This is a genomic window from Thioclava litoralis, from assembly GCF_045278885.1.
Classification (GTDB): Bacteria; Pseudomonadota; Alphaproteobacteria; order Rhodobacterales; family Rhodobacteraceae; genus Thioclava; species Thioclava litoralis.
Genome location: NZ_CP135443.1, coordinates 244,090 through 260,323 on the forward strand (window position 1 = coordinate 244,090; position 16,234 = coordinate 260,323).

The following is a 16,234-nucleotide window of genomic DNA, read 5'->3' on the forward strand; positions in this document are numbered from 1 at the left end:
GTTTACATTGACCTTTTGCAGAAATTCGGCTAGTGCAGCGCCATCCCGCAATCCGGCGGGACAGTAGCCGGGGCGCCTGAACAACCGCGTCCCTTTTTTCTGCAGACCTCCTCTGCTGTGATCAGGACGCGTATGACCAAGTTTTCCGAGCTGAAACTCGACCCCAAGGTTCTTCTTGCCATCGAAGAGGCGGGCTATACCTCGCCCACCCCGATTCAGGAAAAAGCGATTCCCCCTGCCCTTGAAGGCAAGGATGTTCTGGGAATTGCACAGACCGGTACCGGCAAGACCGCGTCCTTCACCCTGCCGATGCTGACCCGCCTGCGCCGTGGCCGTGCCCGCGCGCGGATGCCGCGTTCGCTGGTGCTGGCACCGACGCGCGAACTGGCCGCTCAGGTCGCGGAGAATTTCGACCTTTACGCCAAGCACACCAAACTGACCCGCGCCCTGCTGATCGGTGGCGTGGCCTTTGGCGAACAGGACAAGCTGATCGACAAGGGCGTGGACGTGCTGATTGCCACCCCGGGCCGCCTGCTGGACCATTTCGAACGCGGCAAGCTGATTCTGACCGATGTGAAGGTGATGGTCGTCGACGAGGCCGACCGCATGCTGGATATGGGCTTCATTCCCGATATCGAGCGCATCTTCCAGCTGACCCCCTTCACCCGCCAGACGCTGTTCTTCTCGGCAACGATGGCCCCCGAGATCGAGCGGATCACCAATACCTTCCTGCAGGCGCCGGTGCGCGTGGAAGTGGCCCGTCAGGCCACCACCTCGCAGAACATCACCCAGAAGCTGGTGGAAATCACCCCGCCGCGTAAGGACCAATCCGCCAAGACCAAACGCGAGCTGCTGCGTGCGCTGATCACGGCTGAAGGCGATAAGCTGGATAACGGCATCGTCTTCTGCAACCGCAAGACAGATGTGGATATCGTGTCGAAATCGTTGCAGAAATACGGGTTTGACGCACAGCCGATCCACGGCGATCTGGACCAGTCGCAGCGCACGCGCACGCTGGAGAATTTCCGCGATGGCAAGCTGAAGATCCTTGTGGCGTCGGATGTGGCCGCCCGCGGTCTGGATGTGCCCAGCGTCAGCCATGTGTTCAACTATGACCTGCCGATGCATGCCGAAGACTATGTGCACCGCATCGGGCGCACGGGCCGCGCGGGCCGTCATGGCACCGCTGTGTCGCTGGCAACGCCCTATGACGAGAAATTCCTCAGCCAGATCGAGGAACTGGTCAAGATGACCCTGCCCCGTGCAGACATCCCCGAAGGGTTCGAGCTTTCGGAAGCCGCAAGTCAGGCCCCGCGTCCGCGCAATGACCGCGGGGGCCGCACCGGCACGCGCCGCGAACGTGATCGCGACCGCAAGCGTCCGGTGCCTGACCACGGTCAGGAAGCCTCGAAAGAGCCGATCAAGCAATCCGGCGACGCCTCTGCCAAGCCGGAGCGCGCCAAGGCCGAGCGCAAGGAAGAGGCCCCGCGCATCGAGGATACGCAGGCCCGCGCCCCGCGCCACGAACATCCCCGCGCACACCCCCGCGAGCAGGACCGTCCCAACACGGATCGCAATGGCTCGGACCGCTATCGCCGCAACCGTCGGGATGACGGTCCCGATGTGGTGGGCATGGGCGATCATGTGCCGGAATTCCTGTTGCGGGAATTCGTGATTTCGCGCCCGACGCCCGAGGATACCGAGGACGAGACCGAGGTTGTGGCACAGACTGCGACCGACACCGTCGAAACGGTCAAAGAGGCACCGGCGGAAAAGCCCGCCCGTTCGCGCCGTCGCAAATCTCCGGCGAAGAAGGCCGAGGACGCCTCGACCGAGGCAGCCGCGACCGCTGCGCCCCCCGCAGAAGAGGTGTCGGCTGACGCCACAGGGGACGACAAGGCGCCCGCAGCCGAGCCGTCGGCTGCGCCTGCCCCCGCGGGTGTCGCGGACGCTGCGGCCGAAACGGCGTCTGTGCCCGCTGACGACGCGCCGACAGCGCAGGAGCCCGCGCCTGTCGACGCTCCGGCCGTCTCGGCTGCCGAAGACGAAGCCGCGGCAGAGGCGCCCGAAAAGCCCAAACGTGCCACCCGTGCCCGCGCCAAAACCGCAAAGCCGAAGACCACCAAGGCCAAAACGACCACGACGCGCACGCGCACGCGCAAGAAAAAAGTGGACGAGGCGGCGGCAGGGGAGCCTGCCACGGACACAGGCGCAGAGGCTCCCGCCGCTGAAACCACAGTGCCGGGGGGCGAGGCCTGAGGCCCGACCCAATATGAAACGACGAGAAAGCGGCCCTTCGGGGGCGCTTTTTTCATGGCGGAAAGGCACCTGCCCTCTCGGGCCAGGCCACATCATGCCCGCCCTGCGAAAACGGTAAAAGAGGCGCGGCACGCGGACATAAGAAACCCCGCCGCGTGCCATGCACGGGCGGGGCATCTTTGGGATACAAAGACGGGATTATTCGTCCATCAGCCGCGAGACCACAACCGTCACCTCGGGCTTCTTACCGATCTCTTCCAAAGAGCAGGTACGGGCCTGACGACGCAGCAGATCCTCGATCTTGTCGTCATCGCCCAGCACCTTACCCGGCGCGCGGTCCAGCGCCTCGGTCAGCTCCTGCTCCAGCACCTCCTCAAGCGCGATACCGGAACGGCCTTTCGGCGGCAGGCCCATCGTTTCGACCCACGGATCGCCCAGCGGGCCGCCATCCTCGTCGATGATCACGTTGACCATGATATGGCCGTTCAGCGCCATCCGAATCCGTTCGCGCACGACCCCGTCCAGCGCGCCAATCAACACGGTGCCGTCCAGATACAGGCGGCCCGTCTCAATATATTCCACCACCTTCGGAGTGTCGCCCGCCAGATCCAGCATGGTGCCGTTGGTCGCAATTTCCGAGGCAATCCCCTTCGACTGCGCCAGTTTCATATGCTCGCGCAGATGGCGGTGTTCGCCATGCATCGGGATCAGCATCTTCGGGCGCAGCAAGTCATGCACCGCTTCCAGATCGGGGCGGTTGGCATGGCCGGAGACGTGATAGAGGCCGCCGCGATCACCGATCACCTCGACCCCCATCTCCGAAAACGCGTTCATGATCTTGATAACGCCGATCTCGTTGCCGGGGATGGTTTTCGAAGAGAAGAGGAACGCATCGCCCTCTTTCATCTCCAGCCCCAGATATTTGCCGCGCGACAGCGCCGCCGAAGCCGCGCGCCGCTCGCCCTGCGAGCCGGTGACGATCAGCATCAGGTTCTCGCGCGGGATCTCGGCGGCTTCTTCCGGCTGGATCACCGAAGGGAACCCTTTCAGCACGCCGGTCTCTTTCGCCGTCTGCACCATGCGTTTCATCGAACGCCCCAGCAGGCAGACCGAACGCCCTGCCGCCACGCCGGCATCCGCCAGCGTTTTCAGACGCGCAACGTTGGATGCAAAGGTCGTGGCAACAATCATGCCTTCCTGCATCTGGATCAGCTTGGTCAAAGGCTCGATCAGGGTGGCTTCGGATTTGCCCGGAAGATGGCTGAAAATATTGGTGGAATCACAGGTGAGCACCTTGATGCCCTCGCCTTCCTGCGCGATCTCGTGCCACATATTCACATCGAAGGGTTCGCCCACGATGGGATTGGCATCCAGCTTGAAATCGCCCGAATGCACCACACGGCCCGCAGGCGTGTCGATGATCAGCGCCGAGCTTTCGGGGATCGAATGCGAGATCGGCACGAATTGCACCTTGAAGGGGCCTGCCTCGATCACCTCGGGGCGCGGCTCGACCACGGTCACCTGCGTGTTCACCCCGTTCTCGTTCAGCTTCTGCTGGCCCAGGCTTGCGGTGAAGGCACGGGCATAGACCGGCTTGCGCAGTTTCGGCCAGAGGAAGGGCAGCGCGCCGATATGGTCCTCATGGGCATGGGTGATGAAAATCGCCTCGATCCGGTCGGCATTGTCTTCCAACCAGCCTGCATCGGCCATGATCAGGTCGACCCCGGGCGAACCGTCCATATCAGGGAAAGTCACGCCCAGATCGACAACGATCAGCCGTTCCGCCCCTTCGGGACCATAGCCATAGACATAGGCATTCATCCCGATTTCGCCTGCCCCGCCCAGCGGGAGATAGATCAGCCTGTCGCTCATGCGGTTGCCAGCCCCTTGTTATAATCGTGTATCAGTCGCAGCCCGTGAATAGTTAGGTCGTACTCGACACTGTCAAAGAGATCAAACCCTTGCTCGAAAAGTTCTGCAAGACCACCCGTGGCGATCACTTTCATCGGGCGGGCACGTTCCAGCCGGATCTGCCGCACGATGCCTTCGACAAGGCCGATATAGCCCCAAAAAACACCGGATTGGATACAGGCGACCGTATTCGTGCCTACGGCCTTTTCCGGCATGGTCACATCGACATGCGGCAGCGCCGCCGCAGAGGCATGCAACGCCTCAAGCGACAGGTTCACGCCGGGCGCGATCACCCCGCCGATATAGGCCCCATCGGGGGCCACCACATCGAAGGTGGTTGCCGTGCCGAAATCGACAACAATCAGGTCACCCCCATGCCGGTCGAACCCCGCCACGGTATTCACCAGCCGGTCCGGCCCGACCGTGGTGCCGATATCCACGCGCGGCGCAACCGGCAACAGGCATTCGGGCTTGCCCACCACCAGCGGGCGACAATCGAAATAGCGGCTGGCCAGAACCCGCAGGTTGAAGACCACCCGTGGCACGGTCGAAGAAATCACCACTGCCCCGATCCGCACTTTCATATCATGCAGCATCATCAGCGAGGTCAGCCAGACATAGTATTCGTCCGCCGTGCGCTTGTGATTGGTCTCGATGCGCCAAGTGCTCAGAAACTCGGTGCCGTTCCAGATCGAGAAAACCGTATTGGTGTTCCCGCAATCAATACAGAGAAGCATCGCGCCCCCCTTTCAGAAAAAGATATCGGCGGCGGAGATGGCCATGCGCCCGTCGGCACCGGCCAGAATCATCGCGCCGCTTTCGTCGATCGTTTCAAAAATGCCCTCATGGGTCTCGGTGCCCGTTCTGGCGCGGATCTGCGTGCCGATCCGTGCCGCGCGCGCCAGCCATGCCGTGCGGATGGGCGCAAAGCCATAGGTGCGGAACTGGGTCGCGAAGCGTTCGAACGCGGGGGCAAGATAGGCGAGGAACTCGTCGGGCGTGGGGGCAAATCCCAGCGTTTCACGCAGGCTGACGGGGGCAATGGCCCCTGGCTCGACACTTGTGACGGGCGGTGCCCCTGCCAGATTGACGCCCACCCCGATGCACAACCATGCCTCCGGTCCCTGCCCGATGGTTTCGAGCAAGATCCCCGAGACCTTGCCACCATTCAGCAACACGTCATTGGGCCATTTGATCGCCAGATGCGCTTGCGGACCGGCAACCTGACACAGCGCCTCGTCCAGCGCCAAGGCCGTCACAAAGGAATACAGGGCCGCCTGCGCCGGTTCGACGCCCGGACGGAACAGGTAGCTGGCCGAGAAATTGCCCGCTGGCGCGATCCACGGGCGACCACGCCGCCCGTGACCTGCGGTTTGTTCATGGGCCAGAATCCACACAGGCCCCGCTTGATGCGGAGCCATGCGGGACGCCTCACTCATCGTGCTGTCCACCCGAGGCAGGGTCTTGCGGGCCACTGCCTCGGGCCAGTGCGGTAGGTCAGTGGACAAGTGCTGCCGCTGCCGCTTGCGCGACGCCCTCGATGCCGAAGAGATTGATCGAACCGGCCACCATGAGGATCCCCGAACCGATCAGCAACACGCGCTGCGGCGTGGCGATACGCTTGTCGATGCCCAGCTCTTCCTCGTCACCGAAATACATGTAGTAGACGATGCGCAGGTAATAGAAGGCCGCAATGGCAGAGCCGACCACCGCAAAGACCGCAGGCCAGACATAGCCTGCCTCGACAGCGGCCACGAGCACCGAGAACTTGGCCCAGAAGCCCATCATCGGCGGCACACCGGCCAGCGCGAAGAGCAGGATCAACAGCGCCCATGCCCGCATCGGACCACGGCGCGCCAGCATGCTGAGCGCTTTGATATCGGTCACCGGCTGGCCATCGCGTTCCATCGACAGGATAAAGGAGAACATGCCGATATTCATCGTCACATACACCGCCATATAGAGCAGCATCGCCGCGACGCCCTGCTCCGTGCCTGCCATCAGCCCCAGAAGCGCAAAGCCCATATGGGTGATCGAGGAATAGGCCATCAGACGTTTGATATTGGTCTGACCGATCGCCCCGATGGAGCCCAGCATGATCGAGGCCACCGACAACAGCGCCACAACCTGACCCCATTGCGCCGTAACGCCGCCGAATGCGTCAAACAGCAGACGCGCGAAGAGCGCCATCGCCGCCACTTTCGGTGCGGTTGCGAAGAAGGCGGTGATCGAAGAGGGCGAGCCCTCATAGACATCCGGCGTCCACATATGGAACGGCACGGCCGACACTTTGAAGGCCAGACCGATCATCATGAAGACCAGCCCGAAGAGCACGCCGACGGCGATCTCGCCGGCATGGACCACCGACAGGATCCCTGCGAAATCGGTTGTACCGGCGAAGCCATAGGTCAGCGACGCACCGTAAAGCAGGATCCCCGAGCTGAGCGCGCCCAGCACGAAATATTTCAGACCGGCTTCCGAGGACCGTGTGCTGTCACGGCGCAGCGCGGCAACCACATAAAGCGCCAGCGACTGCAGCTCCAGCCCGATATAGAGCGACATCAGGTTGCCCGCCGAGACCATCATCATCATCCCGATGACCGCCAGCGTGATCAGCACCGGATATTCGAAGCGCATCAGGCCGCGACGCTCCTGATAATCCGCCCCCATCGCCAGCACCCCTGCCGCCGACAGCAGGATAAGCACTTTGGCAAAGCGCGAGAACCCGTCTTCGATGAACAGCCCGTTAAAGGCCACATTGTTCACGTTGGAAAGGCCGATCAGCAGTGCGAACAGCACAAGGATCGCCACCGTCAGCCACAGGATGAACCCCGCGACCTTGTCCTTGCCAAGCCAGACGCCACCCAGAAGTGCCGCCATCGCGTAAAGCGACAGCATAAATTCCGGTATCACCGTGGTGAAATCCGTAGAAGTCATTGTTGGCTCTCCTTACTGCACGAGCACGCCGGCAGCGGCGAGTTCGGCATGGTAGTTAGCGACCAGTTTGGCCACGGTCGGTCCGATGATATCGGTCAGGAAGCTGGGATAGATCCCGAGAAGCAGCACGATGAAGACCAGCGGCACGACCATTGCGTATTCGCGCGCATCCAGATCACGCACCGCTTTCAGGCTCTCCTTGATCAGATCGCCGAAGAAGATCCGGCGATACATCCACAACCCGTAGGCCGCCGAAAGGATCACCCCGACCGTCGCCAGCGTGGCAACAACCGTATGCGCCTTGAAGGCACCGGTCAGCGCGAGGAATTCCCCCACAAAGCTGCCCGTCCCCGGAAGGCCCAGATTGGCCATCGTGAAGAACATGAAGAACAGCGCGTAGGTCGGCATCCGCTTGACCAGCCCGCCGAAAGCGGCCAGCTCGCGGGTGTGCAGGCGTTCATAGATGATCCCCACACCAAGGAACAGCGCGCCCGAAACGAAGCCGTGGCTCAGCATGATATAGACGGCCCCGTCGATGCCCTGCTTGTTGAACGAGAAGATCCCCATCGTCACAAAGCCCATATGCGCGATGGACGAATAGGCGATGACCTTTTTCATATCGGTCTGCGCCAGCGCCACCAGCGAGGCATAGATGATCGCGATGACCGACATCCACAGGATGAAATCCGACATCAGGTTGGAGGCGACAGGGAACATCGGCAGCGAGAAGCGCAGGAAGCCGTAGCCGCCCATTTTCAGCAGGATCGCCGCAAGGTCGACCGAGCCCGCCGTCGGGGCCTGCACGTGGGCGTCAGGCAACCATGTATGCACCGGCCACATCGGGATTTTCACCGCGAAAGAGGCAAAGAAGGCAAGGAACAGCAGCGTCTGCACACCACCCGGAATATTGATGCCCAGCACACTGAAGGCCTCCGACGAGAAGTCGTAGCTCATCAGGCTCGGGATATCGGTGGTGCCGGTAATCGCGAACATCCATGCAATCCCCACCAGCATGAGCACCGAGCCCGTGAAGGTGTAGAGGAAGAACTTGAAGGTCGCATAGACGCGGCGACGCCCGCCCCAGACACCGATGATCAGGAACATCGGGATCAGCGACGCCTCGAAGAAGAGGTAGAACAGCACGATATCGAGCGCGGTGAACACGCCCAGCATGAAGGTTTCCAGCACGAGGAAGGCAATCATGTATTCCTTCACACGGCGGTCATTGACCCATGCCGACAGAATGGTGATCGGCATCATGATGGTGATCAGCATCACGAAAATCAGCGAGATCCCGTCGATACCGACTTTGTAGTTCATACCCAGAATCCAGCTTGCCTGCTCGACAAATTGGAATTCGGTGTTTTTCGGATCATAGCCTGCCAGCAGGAAGAAGGACGCAAGAAGCGTCACCAGCGTGGCGGTCAGTGCAAACCATTTTGCGTTACGGTCTGCCGCCTCGGTGCCCCCGCGCATGACCACCGCAAGGATGATCGCCGACAGCGCGGGGATAAAGGTGACGATGGAAAGCAGGTTCTGCATTACTGCGACCCTCCGGCCAGAACGACCCAGAACATGAGCACCACGATGCCGATGACCATGGTGAATGCGTAGTGGAAGAGGTAGCCGGACTGCATCCGGCCAGCGAGGCGGGTCAGCGCAGGAATAACCTTGAACGCAAGCCCGTTGATGGCACCGTCAATCGTGGCTTCGTCGATTTTCTTCCAGAAGAAACGTGCGAGGCCCAATGCGGGACGGCGGAAGAGGAAGTCATAAAGCTCGTCGAAATACCACTTGTTGAGCAGGAACTTATAAAGCGGATACATCGACGCGGCCAGTTTGGCGGGCAGTTTGGGTTGAGCGATATACATCACCCACGCCACAACGAAGCCGATCAGCATTGCGATGAACGGCGAGACCTTGACCCATGCGGGGGCCTCATGCGCTTCGTGGATCACATGGTTCGCGGGAGAGATATACACAGCCGCTTCGCCAGTCGGACCCGCAACAGGCATCTCATGCGCGCCATCGGCGGCCTGACCTGCCTCGGTCGTCTCGGTGCCGGTTGCCACGGCCTCGGCGGCAGGCGCCTCGACAGCGGCCACTTCATGGCTGGGCATATTGAAGAATTTGGCCATTTTCTCTTCGTTTCCGAAGAACGGACCATACCAGACCATCCCCGCCAGAATGGCCCCCAGACCAAGGATGCCCAGCGGCACGGTCATGACGGCTTTGCTTTCATGCGCGTGCTCATGCTTGTGCTTGTCACCGCGTGCGGTGCCGAAGAACGTCATGAACATCAGACGCCACGAGTAGAACGAGGTGAAGAGCGCGGCGATGACCAGCATCCAGAAGGCATAACCGCCCGCAGTACCTGCCCATGCGCTTTCCACGATCGCGTCTTTCGACAGGAAACCCGCAAAACCGATATGGGTCAGCGGAATGCCGACGCCGGTGATCGCCAGCGTGCCCACCATCATCGCCCAGAAGGTCAGCGGCAGTTTCTTACGCAGACCGCCATAGTTGCGCATATCCTGCTCGTGATGCATCGCGGTGATGACCGAACCGGCGCTGAGGAACAGCATCGCCTTGAAGAAGGCATGCGTCAGCAGGTGGAACATGGCAACCGGATAGACACCCACGCCCGCGGCCACGAACATATAGCCCAGCTGCGAACAGGTCGAATAGGCGATCACGCGCTTGATGTCGTTCTGCACAAGACCAACGGTCGCGGCGAAGAAGGCGGTGGTTGCACCAAGGAAGACGATGAAGGATTTGGTTTCCGGCGCGAATTCGTAAAGCGGCGACATGCGGCACAGCAGGAACACGCCTGCGGTGACCATCGTGGCCGCGTGGATCAGCGCCGAAACGGGCGTCGGGCCTTCCATTGCGTCGGGCAGCCAGGTGTGCAGCAGAAGCTGCGCGGATTTGCCCATCGCACCGATGAAGAGGAAGATCGCGGCCAGCTCGACTGCATTCACCTGCACGCCCCAGAAATCGAGACGGCGCTCTGCCAGTTGCGGCACCATCTGGAAGATCGTGTCGAAATCGACCGAGGAGGTCAGGAAGAACAGCGCGAAAATCCCGATCAGGAAACCGAAATCGCCCACACGGTTGACGATGAACGCCTTGATCGCAGCGGCCCCTGCCGAGGGTTTCTTGTAGTAGAACCCGATCAGCAGATAGGAGGCCAAGCCCACGCCTTCCCAGCCGAAGAAGATCTGGATCAGGTTGTCGGCAGTGACCAGCGACAGCATCATGAAGGTGAAGAGCGACAGATAGGCGAAGAAGCGGGCCTTGTAATGCTCGCCCTCCCCGAAATTCTCGTCATGCGCCATGTAGCCGATGGAATAGACATGCACGAGCGCCGAGACGGTGTTGATCACGATCAGCATGATCGCGGTCAGACGGTCAAGGCGGATCGCCCAGGAGCTGTCGATATCGCCCGATTCAATAAAGCGGAACAGTTCGATATGCTGCGTCGGACCGTCAAAGCCCAGAAACACGACCCAGCTCAGCACGGCAGACAGGATCAGCAGGGCGGTCGAGACATACATCGCGCCCTTCTCGGTGATCAGCCGCCAGCCGAAGCCTGCGATAAGCGCGCCCAGAAGCGGCGCAAACAGAATGATCGTCGGCATCGCTTATCCCTTCATCATATTGACGTCGGACACGTCGATAGAGCCACGGTTACGGAAGAAGACCACCAGAATGGCAAGGCCGATCGCGGCCTCTGCGGCAGCCACGGTCAACACGAACATGGTAAACACCTGCCCCACCAGATCGCCCATATGGGTCGAGAAGGCGACGAGGTTGATATTGACCGAAAGAAGCATCAGTTCGATCGACATCAGAATGACGATGACGTTCTTCCGGTTCACGAAAATTCCGAAAATGCCGATGACGAACAGGATCGCCGCCACCCCCAGGTAATGCTCAAGTCCGATCATCGTTGTCCCTCCGGGTCATCGTCCCGTACTCCATCCGTCTTTGACAGGTCCTGCCTGCCGAATTCTTGCGCGCTCAGGCGTTTGGGGGCGCAGGTTCCCGCGCCCGATCTTTATCGCGGCAGGCTTAAAGCCCCTGCCCCGGCTTCACATCAACAAGCTTCAGCTGTGCTTTGGGGTCGCGCTGCATCTGCATCATCGGGTCCTGCCGCTTCACATCCACACGATGGCGCATGGTCAGCATGATCGCACCGATCATCGCGACCAGAAGCACAAGGCTCGAGGCCTCGAAGAGATACAGATACTGGTCGTAGATGATCATCCCCAGCGCGCGGGTGTTATCCACACCTTCCGGCGCGACAGCCGCCCGCAGCGAGGTCGCCTGATCCGAAATCTTCCATGTGCCAATCGCCCAGCCAAGCTGAACGAGGATCACGATGCCGATCAGCACGGCGATGGGCAGATATTTGACCATCCCGCTTTTAAGCGCCGAGAAGTCGACATCCAGCATCATCACCACAAAGAGGAACAGCACCGCGACCGCGCCCACATAGACGATGACCATCAGCATGGCGACGAATTCCGCGCCCATCAGAATGAACAGCCCCGCCGCCGAGAAGAAGGCCAAAATCAGCCACAGCACCGAGTGCACGGGGTTGCGCGCCAGCACAACCATCAGCCCCGACACCACCACGAGGATGGCGAAGAGATAAAACGAAAATACCATCATGCGTCATCTCCCGCAGATTCTTCTGCCTGCTCTGCAAAGACCGCTTTGGCGATCTCGAAGGCACGGCTCATGGCGGGCACCCCGCCAAACATGCTCATCTGGAAGATCGTCTCGGCGACCTCCCGCTGTGTTGCACCGGCCTCCATCGCGTGGCGGATCGTCAGCCGGATCTGGCCGTCGGCCTGCGCGCCCATGGCGGTCAGTGCCGCGAGGGTCAGCAGAAGACGTGTCTTCGCATCCAGACCATCGCGATTGAATGTATTGCCGAACCACATCTCCATCATGTCGCGCGACATGGTGGGGAAGTAGCTATCGAATGCCGCAGGATTGAAGCTCTCCAATGCGGGATTGAAGCGGCGGGCCATCTCGGCCCCCTGCTCCATCATCGTCTGGAAAAGTTTGGTGAAATCCTGCGTCATGGCACGTTACCTATAAGGGGCGTCGATTTCGATGTTACGGGCGATCTCGGCTTCCCAGCGCGCGCCGTTATCCAGAAGCTTTTCCTTGTTGTAGAACAGCTCTTCACGGGTCTCGGTGGAAAACTCGAAGTTCGGGCCTTCGACGATGGCATCCACAGGGCAGGCTTCCTGACAGAAGCCGCAATAGATGCATTTCGTCATGTCGATATCGTAGCGCGTGGTGCGGCGCGAGCCATCGGCGCGGGGCTCCGCATCGATGGTGATCGCCTGCGCGGGGCAGACGGCCTCGCAGAGCTTGCAGGCGATGCAGCGCTCTTCCCCGTTGGGATAGCGGCGCAGCGCGTGTTCGCCACGGAAACGGGGCGATAGCGGCCCCTTCTCATGCGGGTAGTTCAGCGTGGGCTTCGGGCTGAAGAAATACCGCATACCGATGCCGAAGCCTTTGATGAAATCGACAAGCAGGAAGTATTTCGCGGCGCGGGCATAATCGAATGCCATATTAGCCTCCAATCGCGAAGCGGGCCCAGAAGGCACCAAGGATTTCGAATTTCGCCAGGAACGCGATGATCACGACCCAACCCAGCGACAGCGGCAGGAAGACCTTCCAACCGATGCGCATCAGCTGGTCGTAGCGATAGCGCGGCGTGATGGCTTTCACCATGGCGAACATGAAGAACCAGAAGACCATCTTCAGGAACATCCACAGCACGCCATCGGGCAGACCGGGGATCGGCGACAGCCAGCCACCGAAGAACAGGATCGAGATCAGCGCACACATCAGCCAGATCGCGATATATTCGCCCGCCATGAAGAGCAGATAGGGGGTGGAGCTATATTCCACCATGAAGCCCGCAACCAGTTCGGATTCGGCTTCGGGAAGGTCGAAAGGCGGGCGGTTCGTCTCGGCCAGCGCCGAGATGAAGAACAGTGCTACCATCGGCAGATGCGGAAGCCAGTACCAGTTGAACAGACCGAAGGAGCCATCCTGCGCGCGCACGATATCGCTCAGGTTCATCGACCCGGTCGAGATGATGATCCCGATAATGATCAGACCGAGAGAGACCTCGTAGGAGATCATCTGTGCCGCCGAGCGCAGCGAGCCGAGGAAGGGGTATTTCGAGTTTGACGCCCAGCCGCCCATGATCACGCCGTAAACCTCGAGCGAGGAGATCGCGAAGACGAACAGGATCGCCACGTTGATATCGGCCAGCACCCAGCCATCGGCCATCGGGATCACGGCCCAAGCGAGGACCGCGAGCACCATCGACATCACAGGTGCGAGGAAGAACACGAATTTATCGGCACCGGCGGGAACCACGATCTCTTTGAGAACGTATTTCCCCGCATCGGCGAAGGTCTGGAACAGACCCCACGGACCGACAACGTTGGGACCGCGGCGCATTTGCACCGCCGCCCAGATCTTGCGGTCGCCATAGACCAGAAAGATCAATGCAACCATCACGAAGGCAATCAATGCGACCGCCTGCAGGAGGATGATCACGAATGTGCCAAAGGGTGTAGCGATAAACTCGGCCATGATGTTCCTCAGATCGCCTTCTCTTAAACCGTCGGGATGCCACGATCAGCGCAATCGGATACCGTCACTTCGGCATCGATGGTGCGCAGACCCCGCGGCAATGCGGGTGAAATTGTGTAAACGGCATCTGCCCGCCAGAGACCGTCCTTGTCGTCAAGGGTCGTGCGGATATGCCGCGCGAACCCGAAGCCCCTGATCAGGGAATATTGTGCCGCAGCGCAGGCCGCGAAATCGGTTGCCGCCTCGGCGGTTGCCCCCTTACCGCCCACGGATGCCCTGAATTCGACCAGATCATCCTGTAGCAGGCGGGTTTCAACCGGCTGGTAGGTCACGTCCCGATACGTCCCTTTTGCCGAGGCACAGGCCGACAGACCGACCAAAAGGCCGGTTGTGGCAAGCGCGATCTGGCAAAGGCTGGGGCGCATCGGGCGGGGTCCTTATTCAGCGGCCAGTTGGGATTTCGCACGTTCCTTGGCACCGGCGGAAAGCTCCGCCATCAGCACCGAAGCCCGTGCAATGGGGTTGGTCAGATAATAGTCGCGGAAGGGGGCACGGAAGGTCGCCTTGCCCATGTCGCGGATCTCGACCGGTGTCCAGTCGCTTTCGACAACCTCGTCCACGCGTGCGAGATGCGGCACGGCAGCCACCATCGCACGGCGCAGACCGGCCAGCGTATCCCAGCCCTGTTTCGCGCCCAGCTCGGCGGAAAGCGCACGCAGGATCGCCCAGTTTTCCTTCGCCTCACCCGGCGGGTAAGCGGCGCGGAAGGCAAGCTGCGGACGGCCCTCGGTATTGACGAACAGACCGTTTTCCTCGGTGTAGCAGGCGCTTGGCAGGATGATATCGGCGCGGTTCGCACCGCGATCGCCGTGGCTGCCCTGATAGATGACCAGCGGGCCACCTTCAGAACGCGGCGCGATCTCGACCTCATCGGCACCGAGGTTATAGATCACCTCTGCACCCTCGATCGCCACCGGCAGACCGCCCATAGTGACAGCGCCCACATCCATCGCCCCCACACGGCCAGCCGCCGTATGCAGAACCAGAAGCTTCGAATTGCTGTTTTCCGCAAGCTTCATCGCATGGGCCAGAACTGCCTCGCCATCCGCCTCGGAAAGCGCCCCCTGCCCCACGATCACAAGGCTGGGTTTCTCTTTGGTCTCGTCCGAGATCTCGCGCGAGGACAGGCTTTCCAGCGCCGCGCGATCGGTGCCGACATGGGCATAGTCATAGGTCAGATCGACAGCCTCACCGACCAGACCGATCTTCGCCCCATTCAGCCATGCCTTGCGCAGACGCGCATTCAGCACCGGCGCTTCGACGCGCGGATTGGTCCCGATCAGCTGGATCATCTTGGCATTGTCGATATCGGCGATGGTCGCATTGCCCACATAGGCCGAGCGATTGCCAACCGGCAGACGCGCGCCATCGGTGCGGCATTCCACCTTACCACCCTGCGCCTCGATCAACTGTTTCAACGCGAAGGCCGCTTCGGTCGAGGCCAGATCGCCAACGAGGCCCGCAACCTTCTTGCCCTTGATCGCCGCTGCGGCCGCTTCCAGAGCCTCGGGCCAGCTGACGGGGGTCAGCTTGCCATCCTTGCGGATATAGGGCTTGTCCAGACGCTGGCGTTTCAGCCCGTCCCAGATATAGCGCGACTTGTCGCCCAGCCACTCCTCGTTCACCGCGTCATTATTGCGCGGCAGGATCCGCATGACCTGACGGCCTTTGGTATCCACGCGGATGTTCGACCCAAGCGCATCCATCACGTCGATGGATTCGGTCTTGGTCAGCTCCCACGGGCGGGCGGTAAAGGCATAGGGCTTCGACACCAGCGCGCCAACGGGGCAAAGATCGACGATATTGCCCTGAAGATTGCTGTCGAGCGTCTGGTCCAGATAGGAGGAAATCTCGCTATCCTCACCGCGTCCGGTCTGCCCCATCTGGGTGATGCCCGCGACTTCCGTCGTGAAGCGCACGCAGCGGGTGCAGGAGATGCAGCGCGTCATATGGGTTTCGACCAGCGGGCCGAGGTTCAGCTCGGTGGCCGAACGCTTGGGCTCGCGATAGCGCGAGAAATCGACGCCGTAAGCCACAGCCTGATCCTGAAGGTCGCATTCGCCGCCCTGGTCACAGATCGGGCAGTCGAGCGGGTGGTTGATCAGGAGGAACTCCATCACACCCTCGCGCGCCTTCTTCACCATCGGCGATTTGGTCTTCATGACCGGCGGCTGGCCTTCCGGCCCGGGGCGCAGATCCTTGACCTGCATCGCGCAGGAGGCCGTGGGTTTGGGCGGGCCGCCCACGACTTCCACCAGACACATCCGGCAGTTGCCCGCAATCGACAGACGCTCGTGATAGCAGAAACGCGGAACCTCGATACCGGCTTCCTCGCAGGCCTGCAGAAGCGTCAGGCTGCCATCCACCTCGTAATCGGTGCCATCAATATTGATTTTTCTGAGGTCTGCCATGTCACAATCCGTCAGTATGCTCG

At 61.0% G+C, this 16,234-nt stretch carries 14 protein-coding genes; 1 reads left to right on the forward strand and 13 read right to left on the reverse strand.

Going from position 1 to position 16,234, the window contains the following annotated elements; translation table 11 throughout:
* Window positions 1-132: 132 nt before the first annotated feature.
* The gene (locus RPE78_RS01175; protein ID WP_406721003.1) at window positions 133-2,259 is read left to right on the forward strand and encodes a DEAD/DEAH box helicase; all 2,127 of its coding nucleotides are present in this window, start codon (window positions 133-135) and stop codon (window positions 2,257-2,259) included.
* Window positions 2,260-2,457: 198 nt separating this feature from the next.
* Here the strand turns inward: RPE78_RS01175 and RPE78_RS01180 are convergent, their stop codons facing one another.
* The 13 genes from RPE78_RS01180 to nuoG all read right to left on the reverse strand — a co-directional run bounded on the left by RPE78_RS01180 (window position 2,458) and on the right by nuoG (window position 16,211).
* Window positions 2,458-4,131 (reverse strand): ribonuclease J, encoded by a 1,674-nt coding sequence (locus RPE78_RS01180; protein WP_406721004.1) that lies wholly within the window; start codon window positions 4,129-4,131, stop codon window positions 2,458-2,460.
* Window positions 4,128-4,907 (reverse strand): type III pantothenate kinase, encoded by a 780-nt coding sequence (locus tag RPE78_RS01185; protein WP_339107697.1) that lies wholly within the window; start codon window positions 4,905-4,907, stop codon window positions 4,128-4,130. The genes RPE78_RS01180 and RPE78_RS01185 overlap by 4 nt, the downstream gene beginning before the upstream one ends.
* 12 nt (window positions 4,908-4,919) lie before the next feature.
* Complete coding sequence (locus RPE78_RS01190; protein WP_406721005.1) at window positions 4,920-5,678, reverse strand: biotin--[acetyl-CoA-carboxylase] ligase; 759 nt, start codon at window positions 5,676-5,678, stop codon at window positions 4,920-4,922.
* Window positions 5,668-7,107, reverse strand: coding sequence for an NADH-quinone oxidoreductase subunit NuoN (gene nuoN, locus RPE78_RS01195; RefSeq protein ID WP_406721006.1), 1,440 nt, complete (start codon window positions 7,105-7,107; stop codon window positions 5,668-5,670). Before nuoN ends, RPE78_RS01190 begins: the two co-directional genes overlap by 11 nt.
* Before the next feature lie 12 nt (window positions 7,108-7,119).
* Window positions 7,120-8,649: an NADH-quinone oxidoreductase subunit M gene (locus RPE78_RS01200; protein ID WP_339107700.1), complete on the reverse strand. Its 1,530-nt coding sequence runs from the start codon at window positions 8,647-8,649 to the stop codon at window positions 7,120-7,122.
* Entirely contained in the window at window positions 8,649-10,748 is a 2,100-nt protein-coding gene (gene nuoL / locus RPE78_RS01205) for an NADH-quinone oxidoreductase subunit L (protein WP_406721007.1), read from the reverse strand. The genes RPE78_RS01200 and nuoL overlap by 1 nt, the downstream gene beginning before the upstream one ends.
* 3 nt (window positions 10,749-10,751) lie before the next feature.
* Window positions 10,752-11,057 (reverse strand): NADH-quinone oxidoreductase subunit NuoK, encoded by a 306-nt coding sequence (gene nuoK / locus RPE78_RS01210; RefSeq protein WP_339107702.1) that lies wholly within the window; start codon window positions 11,055-11,057, stop codon window positions 10,752-10,754.
* Between the two features lie 124 nt (window positions 11,058-11,181).
* Entirely contained in the window at window positions 11,182-11,784 is a 603-nt protein-coding gene (locus tag RPE78_RS01215) for an NADH-quinone oxidoreductase subunit J (protein ID WP_339107703.1), read from the reverse strand.
* The gene (locus RPE78_RS01220; RefSeq protein WP_339107704.1) at window positions 11,781-12,203 is read right to left on the reverse strand and encodes a carboxymuconolactone decarboxylase family protein; all 423 of its coding nucleotides are present in this window, start codon (window positions 12,201-12,203) and stop codon (window positions 11,781-11,783) included. The genes RPE78_RS01215 and RPE78_RS01220 overlap by 4 nt, the downstream gene beginning before the upstream one ends.
* A 6-nt stretch (window positions 12,204-12,209) precedes the next feature.
* Window positions 12,210-12,701, reverse strand: coding sequence for an NADH-quinone oxidoreductase subunit NuoI (nuoI, locus tag RPE78_RS01225; protein WP_339107705.1), 492 nt, complete (start codon window positions 12,699-12,701; stop codon window positions 12,210-12,212).
* 1 nt (window position 12,702) lies between these two features.
* Entirely contained in the window at window positions 12,703-13,740 is a 1,038-nt protein-coding gene (nuoH, locus tag RPE78_RS01230; protein WP_339107706.1) for an NADH-quinone oxidoreductase subunit NuoH, read from the reverse strand.
* 23 nt (window positions 13,741-13,763) lie between these two features.
* Window positions 13,764-14,165, reverse strand: coding sequence for a hypothetical protein (locus RPE78_RS01235; protein WP_339107707.1), 402 nt, complete (start codon window positions 14,163-14,165; stop codon window positions 13,764-13,766).
* Window positions 14,166-14,177: 12 nt separating this feature from the next.
* Window positions 14,178-16,211, reverse strand: a complete 2,034-nt coding sequence (gene nuoG / locus RPE78_RS01240) for an NADH-quinone oxidoreductase subunit NuoG (protein WP_339107708.1) — start codon at window positions 16,209-16,211, stop codon at window positions 14,178-14,180.
* Window positions 16,212-16,234: the final 23 nt, after the last annotated feature.

What these genes read in the sequence shown, in the direction of transcription:
- RPE78_RS01175 (WP_406721003.1), top strand. Translation starts at nt 133, where the DNA reads ATGACCAAGTTTTCCGAGCTGAAACTCGACCCCAAGGTTCTTCTTGCC.
- RPE78_RS01180 (WP_406721004.1), bottom strand. Translation starts at nt 4,131, where the DNA reads ATGAGCGACAGGCTGATCTATCTCCCGCTGGGCGGGGCAGGCGAAATC.
- RPE78_RS01185 (WP_339107697.1), bottom strand. Translation starts at nt 4,907, where the DNA reads ATGCTTCTCTGTATTGATTGCGGGAACACCAATACGGTTTTCTCGATC.
- nuoN (WP_406721006.1), bottom strand. Translation starts at nt 7,107, where the DNA reads ATGACTTCTACGGATTTCACCACGGTGATACCGGAATTTATGCTGTCG.
- RPE78_RS01200 (WP_339107700.1), bottom strand. Translation starts at nt 8,649, where the DNA reads ATGCAGAACCTGCTTTCCATCGTCACCTTTATCCCCGCGCTGTCGGCG.
- nuoL (WP_406721007.1), bottom strand. Translation starts at nt 10,748, where the DNA reads ATGCCGACGATCATTCTGTTTGCGCCGCTTCTGGGCGCGCTTATCGCA.
- nuoK (WP_339107702.1), bottom strand. Translation starts at nt 11,057, where the DNA reads ATGATCGGACTTGAGCATTACCTGGGGGTGGCGGCGATCCTGTTCGTC.
- RPE78_RS01215 (WP_339107703.1), bottom strand. Translation starts at nt 11,784, where the DNA reads ATGATGGTATTTTCGTTTTATCTCTTCGCCATCCTCGTGGTGGTGTCG.
- RPE78_RS01220 (WP_339107704.1), bottom strand. Translation starts at nt 12,203, where the DNA reads ATGACGCAGGATTTCACCAAACTTTTCCAGACGATGATGGAGCAGGGG.
- nuoI (WP_339107705.1), bottom strand. Translation starts at nt 12,701, where the DNA reads ATGGCATTCGATTATGCCCGCGCCGCGAAATACTTCCTGCTTGTCGAT.
- nuoH (WP_339107706.1), bottom strand. Translation starts at nt 13,740, where the DNA reads ATGGCCGAGTTTATCGCTACACCCTTTGGCACATTCGTGATCATCCTC.
- RPE78_RS01235 (WP_339107707.1), bottom strand. Translation starts at nt 14,165, where the DNA reads ATGCGCCCCAGCCTTTGCCAGATCGCGCTTGCCACAACCGGCCTTTTG.
- nuoG (WP_339107708.1), bottom strand. Translation starts at nt 16,211, where the DNA reads ATGGCAGACCTCAGAAAAATCAATATTGATGGCACCGATTACGAGGTG.